Here is a 13,515-nt window from a genome sequence, read left to right as displayed (position 1 = left end):
AGCCTAAGGGTCCGGCATCCGGTCGCCCGGCGGCGGCAGGTTGGTCCTATTCTTTTGGACATGACCGACCGCCGCCTCGCGATCGACGCGTGGGAGAGCCTCTTCCGCGCGCAGCACGAGGTGTTCGGCGACGTCAGCGGCGACTTCGACGCGACGGCGCTGTCTCAGGCGGAGTACGACGTGCTGCTGACCGTCACGCGGGGTCCCGACCAGACGGCGCGGCTGCGCGATGTGACGGCCAACATGCTCATCAGTCAGCCGAGTGTCTCGCGGCTCGTCGACCGCATGGTGTCGCGGGGCCTGTTGTCGAAGTGCGCCGATCCCGAGGACGGCCGGGGCGCGCTGGTGCATGCCACCGAGGAGGGCTGCGCGATCTTCCGCAGGATCGCGTCCTCGCACGGGCGGGCGATCTCGGAGCGGATGTCGGTCCTCAGCGACAGCGAGCTGGCACAGCTGCGCGAGCTCACCGCCAAGCTGCGCAAGCCCCAGCCCGACTGCTGAAGGCCGTCGGCCGCGCCGCCGCGACGCGGTGCTGCCTGGCTACTGGGTGCGCCGGCGAAGCGTCAGCGACGCCAGGATGAGCGCCGCGACGAGGAAGCCGAAGACGACGAGGAGGGGCCCTGCGACGTCCCAGCCCTCATCGCCGGCGGTCACCGCGTTGATCGCGTCGATCGCGTAGCTGAGGGGCAGGACCTTGCTGATCGCATAGAGCGCGTCGGGCATGTCCTCCCTGGGCATGAACAGGCCGCCCAGCAGGATCTGCGGGAAGACGATGAGCGGCATGAACTGCACGGCCTGGAACTCGGTGCGGGCGAAGGCCGACGCCAGCAGCCCGAGCGCCATGCCGAGGACGGCATCCGTGACGGCGACGAGGCCCAGCTGCCAGACCGGTCCGTCGGTCTCGAGCCCGCACACCCAGACCGCGAACGTGACCGTCACGACGGCCTGCAGCATCGCCATGATTCCGAACGCCAGGCCGTAGCCGACGATGAAGTCGCCCTTGCCGAGCGGCGTGGTCATCAGCCTCTCGAGGGTGCCCGACCGGCGCTCGCGGAGGGTCGTGATCGAGGTGATCAGGAACATGATGATGAAGGGGAACAGCGCCAGGATGGGCGGGCCGTAGATGTCGAAGACACCCTCCTGATCGCTGAACAGCCACGCGAACAGGCCGACGAGCAGGCTCGGTGCGATCAGCATGAGGGCGATCGAGCGGCGATCGTGGCTGAGCTGCCGGAGCACCCGACCGCTCGTCGCGAAGGTGCGGAGGCCGTTCATCCCTCCGCCTCCTCACGTGCCTCGCGACGCGTTCTCGGCCGGTGGGGAGGTGCGGCGGATGCCTCGTCCCCCGCGGGCGCGGTGCGTGGCTGACCGCCGGCGACATCGCGTTCGATGAGCGTGAGGAACGCGGCATCCGGATCCGGGGCACCCGTATCCGACAGGAGGCGCGCGGGTGTCGTGTCGGCGATGATCCGCCCGGCGCGCATGAGCACGATGCGATCGCAGCGGAGCGCCTCGTCCATGACGTGGCTGCTCACGACGATCGTCGCCCCGGACTCGGCGAGAGTGCGGAAGATCGCCCAGAGCTCGGAGCGCAGCAGGGGGTCGAGCCCCACCGTCGGCTCGTCGAGTACGAGCAGCTCAGGCGTTCCGAGCATGGCCACGGCGAGCGACACCCGGCTCTCCTGGCCGCCGCTGAGCGAGTCGACGGTCTGCCGGGCCTGGTCGCCGAGGCCGACCTGCTCGATGACCCGGTCGACGTCCGACGGCGGCGCGCCGATGATCCGGGCGAAGTAGCCGAGGTTCTGCTGGATCGTCAGGTCGCCGTAGACGGAGGCCGCCTGCGTGTCGTAGGCGACGCGACGCCGCTGGGTCTGGGTGCCGGCGGGATCGCCGAGCACGGTCACCGTCCCGCCCTTGACTTTCTGCACACCCACGATGGAGCGCATGAGGGTGGTCTTGCCGCAGCCCGACGGACCCATGAGCCCCGTGATCTGGCCGCGCGGGATGTCGAGATCGAGGCCGGTGAACACCTCGGTGCTGCCGCGCCGCACCTGCAGGCCGCGCACTTCGACGGCATTGCCGGTCTGGTCAGTCATGGCGGGCTCGGACAGGGCGTGAAAGCGAGGGATTGATCACGGGACGAATTATCCGCTTGTTGCACCAACGCCGACAGCGGCGCTCGGGCATGGTCCGACATGCACGCGAAGACGGCGACAGCCCCCGGGCCCTGGGGGCTCGGGGGCTGTCATCGTCAGAATCGCGCGCCGACGCGTAGCCGGGGTGACTCCGCGGAGTCACTGCTCGACCGGCTGCGGCTCCTCGCGGTTCTCRTGCGCCATGATCGTCGGCGAGTTCTGGTCGGATGCGACCTCGATCTTGCGCGGCTTGGCCTTCTCGCTGACGGGGATCGTGACGMTGAGCACACCGTTGCTGTAGTTGGCCTTGATGTTCTCGGTGTCGATGCCCTGGCCGAGGTTCAGCTGACGCAGGAAGCTGACGGCCTCGCGCTCGCGGGTGATCCACTTGACGCCGTCGCCCGAGGTGAGCGAGCGCTCGGCGCGGATCGTGAGCAGCTGACCATCCACGTCGATGTCGACGGAGCCGGGGTCGACGCCCGGCATGTCAGCCGTGAGCACGTAGTGGTCGCCATCGCGGTAGAGGTCCATCGGCATGCGGCGGGGTCCGCGGCGCGTGTCGAACAGGCCGGACGCCAGGCGGTCCAGGTCACGGAACGGGTCGTAAGAAGCCATTTTCGTCTCCTTCGTTGCGTGGTTTCCCATTGATCTGAAACTTGAGCCTCAGCGGCTCAAGTACCTCCAGATTAGCACTCGACCCCCGAGAGTGCCAGATGCCCCGTTCGCCCCCAGCGAACAACTCACCAAGAAGCGGCCCGTTCCCACGACCCTCAACCAGCCCATCAGACGCCAAGCACGGTCCCATCCAGCGCCCACCCTGAACGGCCCCCAAACCGAGGCTGGATCCGGTCGTCCCAGACGCCGAGCCGAGGCCCCCGAAAGGCGCGCGGGAGCGCCCACGTCAGCTAGGCGACCTGCGTCCCCCATCCAAAGCGACCAACGCGACGCAACCTGCAAAACCAGCGGAACCATCGTCGATCATGGAAAGAAGTCAACATTCGATGACGTTCACCGCGAGCCCGCCTTCGCTGGTCTCCTTGTACTTGTTCGACATGTCGATGCCCGTCTGGCGCATGGTCTCGACGACGGCGTCGAGCGACACATAGTGCGACCCGTCGCCGCGCAACGCCAGACGCGCTGCGGTCACGGCCGTCGACGCAGCGATCGCGTTGCGCTCGATGCAGGGGATCTGCACGAGCCCGCCGACGGGGTCGCAGGTGAGACCGAGGTGATGCTCCATGGCGATCTCGGCGGCGTTCTCGATCTGGCGATTCGTGCCGCCCATGACCGCGGTGAGGCCCCCGGCCGCCATGGCGCACGCCGAGCCGACCTCGGCCTGACAGCCGCCTTCGGCGCCCGAGATCGACGCGTTCGCCTTGAACAGCGAACCGAGAGCGGTCGCGGTCAGCAGGAAGCGGCGGATGCCGCGCCGCCGGTTCGCGTGGGCGATGAGGTCGTCGTCGACTGCGTCGGTCGAGGCCAGGACGGGCGGCGCCCCGAAACCGAGGAGCGCGCTGCCGACGAGCTCGCCGTACGGTGTCACGGCGTTGCCGGCCCCGAGCCCGGAGTCGGCGAGGAACCGCCACCAGTACATCGCGACCGCGGGGAGGATGCCGGCGGCGCCGTTCGTGGGCGCCGTCACGACGCGTCCGCCCGAAGCGTTCTCCTCGTTCACGGCGAGGGCGAAGGCTCCGAGCCACTCCCCCGGCAGTTCGCGGTGCCCGGCCGACTCGGCCTCCTCGAGCTGCTCTCGGATCGACGCCGCCCGCCGCTTGACGCGCAGCATCCCGGGCAGCTGGCCCTCGGCGGCGAGGCCCGCCTCGATGCATCCCGCCATCGCGTCCCAGATGGCGTCCAGCCCGTCGGCGATCTCCTCCTCGGTGCGCAGCGCCTCCTCATTGATGCGGGCGGCCTCGGCGATGGTGATCCCGCGCTCGTCGCAGGTCGCGAGCAGCTCTTCGGCGTTCTCGAACCGCAGCGGGTACGGGTGCGCCTCGACTCTCGCGGGCTCCCCGTCGCGGCGGATGAACCCGCCGCCGATGGAGTAGTAGGTCTCTTCGCTGAGCGGGGAGCCGTCCACTCCGACGGCGACGAGCGTCATGGCGTTGGGGTGGCCTGGCAGGCGGGTGCGGGGAGCGAAGGCGATGTCGGCCTTGGCGAAGGGGATGCCGTGCGCGCCGTCGAGGAGGAGCTCGCGTCCCTCGGGCCAGTCGGTCCACGCCGAGCGGACGGCATCCGGATCAACGGTGTCGGGCGCCTCGCCCCGCAGACCTGCGACGACGGCATCCGGAGTGCCGTGTCCGATGCCCGTCGCCCCGAGCGAGCCGTACAGGGTGCAGGTCACCCGGGCCACGCGGTGGAGCATCCCGGCCGATGACAGGCGTGCGGCGAAATCACGGGCGGCCCGCATGGGACCGACCGTGTGGGAGCTCGAGGGTCCTACACCGATGGAGAACAGCTCGAACGCCGAGACGTAGGCGCTCATGTCTTCAGGCTACGCGTCGCGCGCCAGCCCGGATCAGCGAGGCTGGAACGAGACGAGGCCGACCGTGTTGCCCTCGGAATCCCGGATGAACCCCTGCCATTCCTCATGGCCGGCAGGCCCCAGGGTGCCGGCGTCATCGTGGGCGAAGATGACGTGCGGATGCGCGATGACCTCCACGTCGCCGAGCCGCTCGATCACCTCGTGGATGTTCTCCACCTGCAGGTAGATGAGCGACGAGGGCGCGTTGCGGTCGAGCAGCAGCCGCACGCCGCCGAGGTCGAAGAACAGCAGGCCCGGCGGGTCGAAGAGACCCGTCGGCTCGGATTCCGTCAGTCTCCGATAGAACTCCGCGGCGCGCTGCAGGTCGTCGGCGTGCTGGGCGATCTGAACGAGGAGCATGTTCACTTCTTGCACAACCGGCGCCCGGCTTCAAGGGGGTCGACGGGTGAATGATCGAGCGCCAGAGTCGGGGCATGACATCTCTCGCAGTGATCCTGCTCATCGTCGGAATCGTCCTGCTGCTCCTCGGCCTGTTCGTCGAGGCGGCCAAGTTCCTGCTGTGGATCGGGATCATCATCCTCGTCGTCGCGGTCATCATCTACCTGATGCGCTACATCAGGCGCGGTGCGTGACAGAGCGACGCTGAAAGGGAGTCCCAACCCGGACTTCCTGGACTCACGCTGGCGATAAGAGCGTTTTGGAGGTGATCGATGCTCTTCGCGATCTACGGAGTTCTGCTGATCGGCGGCATGATCGTCGTCGGTCTGTCGTTCTCACTGCCGGCGTTTCAGGCGCTCGTCTTCATCGGAGGCGTGCTCCTGATCGCCGCGGCCGTCGCCGTGCCGATCACTGCGGGAGTCCGGGAGCACCGGAAGTAGGGCGAATCAGAAGTCGAGGGGCCGAGTGACCCCTCGATTTCGTCTGTGCGGAATCGATGACAGTACTCGCGCTACGAGGATGACCCCGGCTGGGGATGCTCGGAGCCGGCTCGGCCGAGGGCGTAGTGTGGCGAGGACCGAAGTCATCGACAGAGCGAGGAACGGCGGATGCAGACACTGCTCCATCTGCTTCCCCTGGCGATCGCGCTCGCATTCAGCACCGTCCCCATCCTCGCGGCGCTCCTCATCCTCCTTTCGGAGAATCGGTCGCGGTCCGCGGTCCCCTTCCTGATCGGGATGCTGGTGGGGATGTTCGCCGTCGTCGCGGTGTTCACGATGGCGGCCCAGCTCGTTCCGACGGCGCGCTTTCCGCGCCGCACGGACGAGGCGGTCGGTCAGCTCGAGATCATCGTCGGCAGCGCGCTGATCCTGCTGGGCATCTTCTCGATCTGGCGGTCACGGCGCAGGACCGCGAAGGCGATTCCGCAGTGGCTGAAGTCGGCCGAGACGCTCGGACCGGTGTCCTCGTTCGGTCTGGCGTTCATCCTCAACCTGCGCCTGAAGAGCCTGCTGCTCGCGAGCGCCGCCGGCCTCGCCCTTCGCGCGRATGTGAATTCGGCGGCGGAGGGCGTGATCTGGCTCGTCGTCTACACCGTGATCGGCGCCTCCACCGTCGCGGTTCCGATCATCGCAACGGTCATATCGCCGGCGAAGACAGAACCACGGCTCATTGCAAGTCGCGAGTGGCTGACTCGCAACGGCGAGCTCCTCACCGGGATCATCCTCGTGATCATCGGCGTCATCGTCATCGTGATCGGCGTCGGGCGACTCTGACCCACTGACCCCCCACATCCCGCTGTCTGATCGCAACTCGTCGGCGGGTGCTTCGCCATGCCCACCGATGCGTGGCTATTCAGTGTTGCTAACTACCGGTACTCAGTGTTACTGTCTACTGGTACTCAGCAAGACAGAGTAGATGGGAGGTGACTGATGGGCAGTCAGATGACGGAGATGCTCAAGGGCACTCTGGAGGGGATCGTGCTCGCGAGCCTGGCGAGTCAGGCCGCTTACGGGTACGAGATCACGGCGCGCTTGAGGGAACAGGGATTCACGGACCTCGTCGAGGGAACGGTCTACGCCCTGCTCGTCCGCATCGAACAGAGGGGCTTCGTGGACGTCGAGAAGGTCCCCTCCGAAAAGGGACCACCGCGCAAGGTGTACTCCCTCAATGCGCAAGGGCGCGAACAGCTCGAAGAGTTCTGGAGGACGTGGAGCTTCCTCGCCGAACGAATTGAACAGCTCCACGAAGGAGAGAAGTGATCATGGCCGCGAAGTGGATCGAGTTCCTCACGGGATCTCTGGACGACAAGAAGGCGTATCGGCAGTACAAGGCCCGCATCGCGGGGCTGCCGGAGCCCTATGGAACAGCGGCGAAGGCTTTCGAGCGCTACTTCATGTACAACGGCGGGATCACCGACGGCGACCCCTCGATGATGATGACGATGCTGAACGACTTCGCCGATCTGTGGGAGCGCGCTGCCGCAGACGGTACGCCGGTCGACGAGATCGTCGGCGACGACCCGGTCGAGTTCGCTGAAGCGTTCGCCGCCGCCTACTCGGGCAAGCGCTGGATAGACAAGGAGCGCGCCCGCCTCGCCGACACCATTCGGGGACTCAAGAAAGAGGGCGAGCAATGACCACCGTCGCAGAGCCCGCGATCCGGGTGCAGGGCGTCGAGAAGTCGTTCAAGGACCTCCACGTGCTGCGCGGCGTCGACTTCGACGTCGCGGAGGGGACCATCTTCGCGCTGCTCGGCTCGAACGGAGCCGGCAAGACGACACTCGTGCGCATCCTGTCGACCCTGCTCAGAGCCGATGCCGGCACCGCGACCGTCAAGGGATTCGACGTCGTCGCCCAGTCGGGGGACGTGCGCGAGTCGATCAGCCTCACCGGCCAATTCGCGGCGATCGACGAGGTGCTCAGCGGACGCGAGAACCTCGTGCTGGTGGCACGGCTCCGGCATCTGAAGAACCCGGGGGCGATCGCCGACGACCTTCTCAGGCGCTTCGCGCTCACCGAGGCCGGCGGCCGCAAGGCTGCAACCTATTCCGGAGGCATGCGGCGCCGGCTCGACATCGCGATGAGCCTGATCGGCAACCCGCCGATCATCTTCCTCGACGAGCCCACGACCGGCCTCGACCCCCAGGCGCGCCTCGAGGTGTGGCAGACGGTCAAGCAGCTCGCGAAGGGCGGGACGACCGTCCTCCTCACCACGCAGTATCTCGACGAGGCCGAGCAGCTCGCCGACCGCATCGCGATACTGCACAAGGGCACCATCATCCAGAACGGCACCCTCGCCGAGCTCAAGCAGCTCCTGCCGCCGGCAAAGGTCGAGTACGTCGAGAAGCAGCCGTCCCTCGAGGACGTCTTCCTCGCGCTCATCGGCGAGCCGGAGGAGACGGATGCCGCTCCCGACGGCGGCGAAGCATCCGTCACCGCACGAAAGGAACTCCGATGACCACGCACGTGATCGGCGACACCGCCGTTCTCACCAGCCGGTCGCTCCGGCACATCCTGCGCAGCCCCGACACGATCATCACCACGGCGGTCACGCCCATCGCGCTGATGCTGCTGTTCACCTATGTGTTCGGCGGCGCCATCGACATCGGCTCGCAGGAGTCGTACATCGACTACATGCTGCCCGGCATCCTGCTCATCACGATCGCCTCGGGCGTCGCGTACACCGCCTATCGGCTCTTCCTCGATATGCAGGGCGGGATCTTCGAGCGCTTCCAGTCGATGCCGATCGCGCGATCCAGCGTGCTGTGGGCGCACGTGTTCACCTCGCTCGCGGCCAACCTCGTCTCGATCGCGATCGTGGTGGCCGTCGGCATCCTGATGGGGTTCCGCACGGGAGCATCGGTTCTGGACTGGCTCGCGGTGACCGGCATCCTGGTGCTGTTCACGCTGGCCCTGACCTGGATCGCGGTCATCGCGGGACTCTCGGCCAAGACCGTCGACGGCGCCAGCGCCTTCAGCTATCCGCTGATCTTCCTGCCGTTCATCAGCTCGGCGTTCGTGCCGACCGAGTCGATGCCGGCACCGGTCGCCTGGTTCGCCGAGAACCAGCCCGTCACCGCGATCGTCGACACGATCCGCGCGCTGTTCGCCGGGCAGCCCGTCGGCGGCGACATCTGGGTCGCCCTCGCCTGGCTCGTCGGCATCCTCGTGGCTGCATACGCCTTCGCGATCCGGATCTACCGGCGCAAGATCAGCTGATCCCACGCATGGCGCGCAGACGCCGTCCGTCCCCKMGGGGACGGACGGCGTCTGCGTGTGAAGTGGGCGCCGACTTACTTGAAAGCGTCCTTGACGTTCTCGCCAGCCTGCTTGATGTTGGCGCTCGACTGGTCGGCCTTGCCCTCGGCTTCCAGGCGCTCGTTGTCGGTCACCTTGCCGGTGGCCTCCTTCGTCTTGCCCTTGAGGTCTTCGGCAGCGTTGCTGATCTTGTCGTCCATACCCATGGTGATGCCTTTCTCTCTGCCGCTGCAGGTTGTGCCCGCTGCGTGCTGTGACAAGCACACGCCAGGCACCACAGCCAGACAAGGGCTTGACGAGGTGGCGGTCTGGGGCTAATCGCGCGTTGCTGAACGCTTGCTGGATGCCGCTCTCACCGAAGTCACAACCGCGCAGTGTTAGCGTCGCGGAAGACCGATCGACCGGAGGATGCTGTGAGCGACGACCCGGCACTGGGGCTCACCCTCGGTGGTGGCGGCGCCTTCGGCGCAGCCCACGTAGGGGTCCTTCAGGTGCTCGACGAGCGAGGCATCCGTCCCGGGATCGTCGCAGGGACGAGCTCCGGCGCTCTCGTCGCCGCGGCGTATGCGGCGGGACTGGGCGCCGCCGACATCGAGAGTGCCGCCCTCGCCTTCCGCTGGCGGGCCATCGCCCGGTGGTCGGTGTCGCCACGGTGGGGTCTCCTCGACACCCGGGCCGTCACCGACGGCGTGCACCGCGTGCTGGGCGAGGACCCTCTCATCGAAGACCTCCCGCGTCGTTTCGCCGCATTCACGACCGATCTTCGTACACGGCGCGGCGTGATCCTCGACAGCGGAAGGYTCAGCGTGGCCCTGCGGTCGACCATCGCGGTGCCGGGCCTCCTTCCGCCTGTGCGCCGTGGGAACCAGCTTCTGGCCGACGGCGGGATGATCGACAACGTTCCCGTCGAGGCGACGCGTTCGATCGGTGCCACGCGCCTCATCGTGGTGCGGCTGCACGCCAAGTGGGAGAACGTGCGCATGATGCGTACCGTGACTCGCACGGCGGATCTCGCCCGCGATCCATCCGTCGTCCTCATCCAGCCAGAGATGGAGCGCATGGCCCAGTGGACCATGACGGACGTGCCGCGCTTGATCGCGGAGGGACGCCGTGCGGCGACGGCGGCGCTGGACGCCGCGAACGTCGGTGCCGCATCCGGCGAGGGGGGCCTCTCATCAGCCTTCGCCCGCTGAACCCTCGCCCCTCCGGGGAGTTCCCGCGCACGGGGAGGGAATCATGTGCGGGGGCCGATGGCAATACCCTGCCGCCGGACGCCTCTCCTTCGTACGCTGGGGGGATGACGGATCAGGCTACGAGGGTGAGAACCGAGCTCACGATCAATGACACGCCGTTCCTCATGGCCCAAGGCCAGGACGTGGATGACCTCAAGCACCGGATCGAGGCTGCATCGCAGACCGGTGGGCGATTCGTCGACTTCATCGTCGTGGGCGATCGCACCCACAGCGTGCTCATCACCGCCACCACTCGCGTTGTCGTCACTGTCGATATCGTGCCGTTCGAGGTGCTCGAGGCCGATGAACGGGACACGTACGACGCCAACTTCGACTTCGACGGCTTCCCCACGCGCGGCCGGGATATCCCACCCGGCTGGTGACCTCGCTACCCTGGGTCGATGCGCTTCGGAACCTTCATCCCCCAAGGCTGGCGATTCGACCTCGTCGGCATCGATCCCACCGAGCACTGGGCGGTGATGAACGGCCTGGCCCAGCGGGCAGATGCAGGGCCGTGGGAATCGCTGTGGGTGTATGACCACTTCCACACGACGCCGGTTCCGAGCGAGGAGGCGACGCACGAGGCCTGGACTCTGATGGCCGCGTTCGCCGCATCGACCAGCCGCATCCGTCTCGGACAGATGTGCACGTGCATGGGATACCGCAACCCGGCGTACCTGGCGAAGGTGGCCGCGACGGTCGACATCGTGTCGGGCGGACGCACCGAGATGGGGATCGGCGGCGGCTGGTACGAGCACGAATGGAAGGCGTACGGCTACGGCTTCCCCGAGGTGCCCCAGCGGCTGGCCATGCTGCGCGAGGGCGTCGAGATCATGCGCCAGGCCTGGACGACCGGCAGTGCGACGCTCGACGGGAAGCACTACCAGGTCGACGGGGCGATCGTCCGCCCGCTGCCGCTTCAGGCAGGCGGCATCCCTCTGTGGGTGGCGGGTGCCGGCGAGAAGGTCACGTTGAAGATCGCCGCGAAATACGCGTCATACACCAACTTCGCCGGATCGCTCGAAGAGATCGACCACAAGAGCGATGTGCTGCGCGGGCACTGCGATGCCATCGGGCGGGACTTCGACACGATCACGCGCTCGTCGAACTTCAACACGATCGTCGGTTCCACCGAGGCCGAAGCCCGCGACCGTCTCGCCGAGGTCAAAGCACGTCTGGTGCCGCACCTCGGCCAGGACCGAGCAGATCACATGGAGCAGGACTACCTCTCCTCTCCCGCTTTCGGGTCGACGGAGCAGGTCGCCGAGCGGCTGGCGGAGCGGGAACGGCACGGCATCGGCTACGCGATCCACTACTTCCCCGAGGCTGCGTACGATCTCTCAGGCTTCGAGCTGTTCGAGCGCGAGGTCATCGGCGCGCTCGCGTAGGCTGCGATTTCGGGCCTGGGGCGGACGCCGGAGCTTCGGGGTCACAGAGCCGCGGGAAGCAGCCGCGGGACGAGCAGCGACACGCGCGCGGCGATCTGGTTGAACGCCGCCTCGAATGCGGCGTCGGTGCCCGCCCGGACCGGGTCGGGCACCGACCAGTGCGCCGAGCCGCCCGGAAACTCCTCGTGTGCGCGATCGCAGACTGTGATGACGAAGTCGGTGGATTCGATCACCCCGTCCACCTGCTGAGGTGCCGCACCGCCGAGCGTGAACCCATGCCGACTCGCGACGTCCACGGCGCCCGGAGCGACACGGTCTGCGGGGTGCGTGCCGGCGCTGACTGCCGGAATCTCGCTCGCGTCGTTCCACAGAACCTGTGCGAGCTGGGAGCGGGCCGTGTTCGCCGAGCAGACGAAGACAACCCGGCGCGCGTACGCTGCGGCAGTCGGGACGAGATCGGCGAGGCCATCCGGCGTCAACGTTACGTAGGTGCGGCGCCCGTCTCCCTCCGAACGTCCTCGCCGAATGATTCCTTCGTGCTCGAGCACATTCAAGTGATGCGCGAGGAGGTTGGACGAGACGTCGAGCTGATCGCGCATCTCGGTCGGCGACAGATCGCCCAGCCCGAGCAGATCCACGATGCGCAGGCGCACCGGATCCGCGAGCGCGGCGTGCTTCCTCGCCCGCGCCTGCAGACTTCGGTCACTGTTCATTGACTCAATCTTGACTGAGCTATATTCGGATGGTCAAGATGAGGAAGCCATGAATCGCACGATCCCCCTTCGCCGCGCGGGTGCCGAGCTGCTGGGCACCGGTCTGCTCGTGACCGTCGTGGTGGGCTCGGGGATCGCGGCGCAGCGGCTCAGCACCGACACGGGTCTGCAGCTCCTCGAGAACTCGATCGCCACTGCGCTCGGACTCGGCGTGCTGATCCTGCTGCTCGGACCTGTCTCGGGCGCGCACTTCAACCCGGTGGTCTCGCTCGCGGACATGATCTTGGGCCGCCGTTCGCGGAGTGGCCTCACCGTTTCCCTCCTCGCCGCCTACGTGGCAGCCCAGGTCATCGGCGCGATCGGAGGCGCCCTGCTGGCCAACGCGATGTTCGAAGTGCCTTCGGCCGTCTCAAGCACCGAGCGCGCCACCCCCGGCACCGTGCTGGGCGAGGTGGTGGCGACAGCAGGACTCGTCATGCTCATCATCGGCTTGGCTCGCGCCGGTCGAAGCGCGCCCGTCGTCGCGGCTGCCATCGGCAGCTACATCGGCGCCGCGTACTGGTTCACCAGTTCCACCGCGTTCGCGAACCCGGCCGTGACGGTCGGCCGGATCTTCACCGACACGTTCGCCGGCATCGCACCMACCTCCGTCCTGCCGTTCCTCGCGGCCCAGCTCGTCGGAGCAGCGATCKGGGTAGGACTGGCGACGCTGCTCTTCCGGCATCCCGAGCGAACGGCCGACAATCTCGTCGTCGCGCATCCCCTCACAGAAGGCGAGAAGGATTTCTCATGACCTCGACACCCACGGTGCTGTTCGTCTGCGTGCACAACGCGGGCCGGTCCCAGATGGCCGCCGGCTATCTGCAGCATCTCGCCGGCGATCGGATCGACGTGCGCTCCGCCGGTTCGGAGCCGAAAGACCAGATCAATCCCGTCGCGGTCGAGGTGATGCGTGAAGAAGGCATCGACATCACCGACAACACCCCCCAGCTGCTCACGGTGGACGCCGTGCGGGAGGCCGACGTCGTGATCACCATGGGCTGCGGCGACGCCTGCCCGATCTTCCCCGGCAAGCGATACGAAGACTGGGAGCTCGACGATCCGGCCGGGCAGGGGGTCGACATCGTCCGCCCCATCCGCGACGACATCCGCGCGCGGGTCGAGGCGCTCATCGAGTCGCTGGGCTGAGAGCTGCCTCGGCGGAGTGCGAGGCAGCCCGAGTTGCTGCTGTGGGCCGTCGCCGGATAGCCATTGCTCGTCCTACTCGACGATTCCGGCTTCCCGCACGTCGATTATTTCGCCCTCATCCATCCAGTTCACCCCATCGAATCTGCCGGGGGTTCCCGCATCTCCTGGACATTGCTTC

The 13,515-nt window shown here is 67.4% G+C and carries 20 protein-coding genes; 13 read left to right on the top strand and 7 right to left on the bottom strand.

Annotated elements, in window-relative coordinates; genetic code table 11:
* Positions 1 to 60: 60 nt before the first annotated feature.
* Complete coding sequence (locus AC1DP3_RS07410) at positions 61 to 501, top strand: MarR family winged helix-turn-helix transcriptional regulator (RefSeq protein WP_477292512.1); 441 nt, start codon at positions 61 to 63, stop codon at positions 499 to 501.
* A 39-nt stretch (positions 502 to 540) separates the two neighbouring features.
* On the opposite strand, the gene AC1DP3_RS07405 is transcribed toward AC1DP3_RS07410, so the two are convergent.
* The 5 genes from AC1DP3_RS07405 to AC1DP3_RS07385 form a co-directional block, all read right to left on the bottom strand.
* Complete coding sequence (locus AC1DP3_RS07405) at positions 541 to 1,275, bottom strand: ABC transporter permease (RefSeq protein ID WP_477292511.1); 735 nt, start codon at positions 1,273 to 1,275, stop codon at positions 541 to 543.
* Positions 1,272 to 2,096 (bottom strand): ABC transporter ATP-binding protein, encoded by an 825-nt coding sequence (locus AC1DP3_RS07400; RefSeq protein ID WP_477292510.1) that lies wholly within the window; start codon positions 2,094 to 2,096, stop codon positions 1,272 to 1,274. The genes AC1DP3_RS07405 and AC1DP3_RS07400 overlap by 4 nt, the downstream gene beginning before the upstream one ends.
* A gap of 198 nt (positions 2,097 to 2,294) precedes the next feature.
* A complete protein-coding gene (locus AC1DP3_RS07395) occupies positions 2,295 to 2,750 on the bottom strand; it encodes an Hsp20/alpha crystallin family protein (RefSeq protein WP_477292509.1) in 456 nt (151 codons plus the stop codon).
* A 376-nt stretch (positions 2,751 to 3,126) separates the two neighbouring features.
* Positions 3,127 to 4,620, bottom strand: a complete 1,494-nt coding sequence (locus AC1DP3_RS07390; RefSeq protein ID WP_477292508.1) for an L-serine ammonia-lyase, iron-sulfur-dependent, subunit alpha — start codon at positions 4,618 to 4,620, stop codon at positions 3,127 to 3,129.
* A gap of 33 nt (positions 4,621 to 4,653) precedes the next feature.
* Positions 4,654 to 5,019 (bottom strand): VOC family protein, encoded by a 366-nt coding sequence (locus tag AC1DP3_RS07385; RefSeq protein WP_477292507.1) that lies wholly within the window; start codon positions 5,017 to 5,019, stop codon positions 4,654 to 4,656.
* 74 nt (positions 5,020 to 5,093) lie between these two features.
* Here AC1DP3_RS07385 and AC1DP3_RS07380 point away from each other — a divergent pair, with 74 nt between their 5' ends.
* The 7 genes from AC1DP3_RS07380 (at position 5,094) to AC1DP3_RS07350 (ending at position 8,777) form a co-directional block, all read left to right on the top strand.
* The gene (locus AC1DP3_RS07380) at positions 5,094 to 5,252 is read left to right on the top strand and encodes a hypothetical protein (RefSeq protein WP_477292506.1); all 159 of its coding nucleotides are present in this window, start codon (positions 5,094 to 5,096) and stop codon (positions 5,250 to 5,252) included.
* Between the two features lie 78 nt (positions 5,253 to 5,330).
* The gene (locus AC1DP3_RS07375; RefSeq protein WP_477292505.1) at positions 5,331 to 5,498 is read left to right on the top strand and encodes a hypothetical protein; all 168 of its coding nucleotides are present in this window, start codon (positions 5,331 to 5,333) and stop codon (positions 5,496 to 5,498) included.
* Between the two features lie 168 nt (positions 5,499 to 5,666).
* Positions 5,667 to 6,332, top strand: coding sequence for a GAP family protein (locus tag AC1DP3_RS07370; RefSeq protein ID WP_477292504.1), 666 nt, complete (start codon positions 5,667 to 5,669; stop codon positions 6,330 to 6,332).
* Positions 6,333 to 6,488: 156 nt separating this feature from the next.
* Positions 6,489 to 6,818, top strand: a complete 330-nt coding sequence (locus tag AC1DP3_RS07365) for a PadR family transcriptional regulator (RefSeq protein WP_477292503.1) — start codon at positions 6,489 to 6,491, stop codon at positions 6,816 to 6,818.
* Between the two features lie 2 nt (positions 6,819 to 6,820).
* Positions 6,821 to 7,195 carry a DUF1048 domain-containing protein gene (locus AC1DP3_RS07360; protein WP_477292502.1) on the top strand — a complete coding sequence of 125 codons (375 nt, stop codon included), beginning with the start codon at positions 6,821 to 6,823 and terminating at the stop codon, positions 7,193 to 7,195.
* Positions 7,192 to 8,016: an ABC transporter ATP-binding protein gene (locus AC1DP3_RS07355; RefSeq protein ID WP_477292501.1), complete on the top strand. Its 825-nt coding sequence runs from the start codon at positions 7,192 to 7,194 to the stop codon at positions 8,014 to 8,016. The genes AC1DP3_RS07360 and AC1DP3_RS07355 overlap by 4 nt, the downstream gene beginning before the upstream one ends.
* Positions 8,013 to 8,777 carry an ABC transporter permease gene (locus tag AC1DP3_RS07350; RefSeq protein WP_477292500.1) on the top strand — a complete coding sequence of 255 codons (765 nt, stop codon included), beginning with the start codon at positions 8,013 to 8,015 and terminating at the stop codon, positions 8,775 to 8,777. The genes AC1DP3_RS07355 and AC1DP3_RS07350 overlap by 4 nt, the downstream gene beginning before the upstream one ends.
* A gap of 74 nt (positions 8,778 to 8,851) precedes the next feature.
* Here AC1DP3_RS07350 and AC1DP3_RS07345 read toward each other — a convergent pair whose 3' ends face one another.
* Positions 8,852 to 9,022, bottom strand: a complete 171-nt coding sequence (locus AC1DP3_RS07345; protein WP_477292499.1) for a CsbD family protein — start codon at positions 9,020 to 9,022, stop codon at positions 8,852 to 8,854.
* A 207-nt stretch (positions 9,023 to 9,229) separates the two neighbouring features.
* On the opposite strand from AC1DP3_RS07345, the gene AC1DP3_RS07340 reads away from it, so the two are divergent.
* The 3 genes from AC1DP3_RS07340 (at position 9,230) to AC1DP3_RS07330 (ending at position 11,436) form a co-directional block, all read left to right on the top strand.
* Positions 9,230 to 10,009 carry a patatin-like phospholipase family protein gene (locus AC1DP3_RS07340; protein WP_477292498.1) on the top strand — a complete coding sequence of 260 codons (780 nt, stop codon included), beginning with the start codon at positions 9,230 to 9,232 and terminating at the stop codon, positions 10,007 to 10,009.
* Between the two features lie 104 nt (positions 10,010 to 10,113).
* On the top strand, positions 10,114 to 10,431 hold the full coding sequence (locus AC1DP3_RS07335; RefSeq protein WP_477292497.1) for a hypothetical protein: 318 nt from the start codon (positions 10,114 to 10,116) through the stop codon (positions 10,429 to 10,431).
* An 18-nt stretch (positions 10,432 to 10,449) separates the two neighbouring features.
* Positions 10,450 to 11,436: an LLM class F420-dependent oxidoreductase gene (locus AC1DP3_RS07330; RefSeq protein ID WP_477292496.1), complete on the top strand. Its 987-nt coding sequence runs from the start codon at positions 10,450 to 10,452 to the stop codon at positions 11,434 to 11,436.
* A 41-nt stretch (positions 11,437 to 11,477) separates the two neighbouring features.
* Here the strand turns inward: AC1DP3_RS07330 and AC1DP3_RS07325 are convergent, their stop codons facing one another.
* The gene (locus tag AC1DP3_RS07325) at positions 11,478 to 12,149 is read right to left on the bottom strand and encodes an arsenate reductase/protein-tyrosine-phosphatase family protein (protein WP_477292495.1); all 672 of its coding nucleotides are present in this window, start codon (positions 12,147 to 12,149) and stop codon (positions 11,478 to 11,480) included.
* 49 nt (positions 12,150 to 12,198) lie between these two features.
* On the opposite strand from AC1DP3_RS07325, the gene AC1DP3_RS07320 reads away from it, so the two are divergent.
* Together AC1DP3_RS07320 and AC1DP3_RS07315 are read left to right on the top strand one after the other, a co-directional pair.
* Positions 12,199 to 12,942 carry an aquaporin gene (locus AC1DP3_RS07320; protein WP_477292494.1) on the top strand — a complete coding sequence of 248 codons (744 nt, stop codon included), beginning with the start codon at positions 12,199 to 12,201 and terminating at the stop codon, positions 12,940 to 12,942.
* Positions 12,939 to 13,337: an arsenate reductase ArsC gene (locus AC1DP3_RS07315; RefSeq protein ID WP_477292493.1), complete on the top strand. Its 399-nt coding sequence runs from the start codon at positions 12,939 to 12,941 to the stop codon at positions 13,335 to 13,337. The genes AC1DP3_RS07320 and AC1DP3_RS07315 overlap by 4 nt, the downstream gene beginning before the upstream one ends.
* Positions 13,338 to 13,515: the final 178 nt, after the last annotated feature.

The organism is Microbacterium sp. P5_B6 (assembly GCF_056400345.1).
The sequence above is the reverse complement of the archived record's forward strand: the minus strand, read 5'-3'. Positions and strand labels throughout refer to the sequence as shown.

Excerpts from the sequence above, each read along its gene's own strand:
- AC1DP3_RS07410 (WP_477292512.1), top strand. The coding sequence starts at position 61 with ATGACCGACCGCCGCCTCGCGATCGACGCGTGGGAGAGCCTCTTCCGC.
- AC1DP3_RS07405 (WP_477292511.1), bottom strand. The coding sequence starts at position 1,275 with ATGAACGGCCTCCGCACCTTCGCGACGAGCGGTCGGGTGCTCCGGCAG.
- AC1DP3_RS07400 (WP_477292510.1), bottom strand. The coding sequence starts at position 2,096 with ATGACTGACCAGACCGGCAATGCCGTCGAAGTGCGCGGCCTGCAGGTG.
- AC1DP3_RS07390 (WP_477292508.1), bottom strand. The coding sequence starts at position 4,620 with ATGAGCGCCTACGTCTCGGCGTTCGAGCTGTTCTCCATCGGTGTAGGA.
- AC1DP3_RS07385 (WP_477292507.1), bottom strand. The coding sequence starts at position 5,019 with ATGCTCCTCGTTCAGATCGCCCAGCACGCCGACGACCTGCAGCGCGCC.
- AC1DP3_RS07380 (WP_477292506.1), top strand. The coding sequence starts at position 5,094 with ATGACATCTCTCGCAGTGATCCTGCTCATCGTCGGAATCGTCCTGCTG.
- AC1DP3_RS07375 (WP_477292505.1), top strand. The coding sequence starts at position 5,331 with ATGCTCTTCGCGATCTACGGAGTTCTGCTGATCGGCGGCATGATCGTC.
- AC1DP3_RS07365 (WP_477292503.1), top strand. The coding sequence starts at position 6,489 with ATGGGCAGTCAGATGACGGAGATGCTCAAGGGCACTCTGGAGGGGATC.
- AC1DP3_RS07360 (WP_477292502.1), top strand. The coding sequence starts at position 6,821 with ATGGCCGCGAAGTGGATCGAGTTCCTCACGGGATCTCTGGACGACAAG.
- AC1DP3_RS07355 (WP_477292501.1), top strand. The coding sequence starts at position 7,192 with ATGACCACCGTCGCAGAGCCCGCGATCCGGGTGCAGGGCGTCGAGAAG.
- AC1DP3_RS07350 (WP_477292500.1), top strand. The coding sequence starts at position 8,013 with ATGACCACGCACGTGATCGGCGACACCGCCGTTCTCACCAGCCGGTCG.
- AC1DP3_RS07345 (WP_477292499.1), bottom strand. The coding sequence starts at position 9,022 with ATGGGTATGGACGACAAGATCAGCAACGCTGCCGAAGACCTCAAGGGC.
- AC1DP3_RS07335 (WP_477292497.1), top strand. The coding sequence starts at position 10,114 with ATGACGGATCAGGCTACGAGGGTGAGAACCGAGCTCACGATCAATGAC.
- AC1DP3_RS07330 (WP_477292496.1), top strand. The coding sequence starts at position 10,450 with ATGCGCTTCGGAACCTTCATCCCCCAAGGCTGGCGATTCGACCTCGTC.
- AC1DP3_RS07325 (WP_477292495.1), bottom strand. The coding sequence starts at position 12,149 with ATGAACAGTGACCGAAGTCTGCAGGCGCGGGCGAGGAAGCACGCCGCG.
- AC1DP3_RS07315 (WP_477292493.1), top strand. The coding sequence starts at position 12,939 with ATGACCTCGACACCCACGGTGCTGTTCGTCTGCGTGCACAACGCGGGC.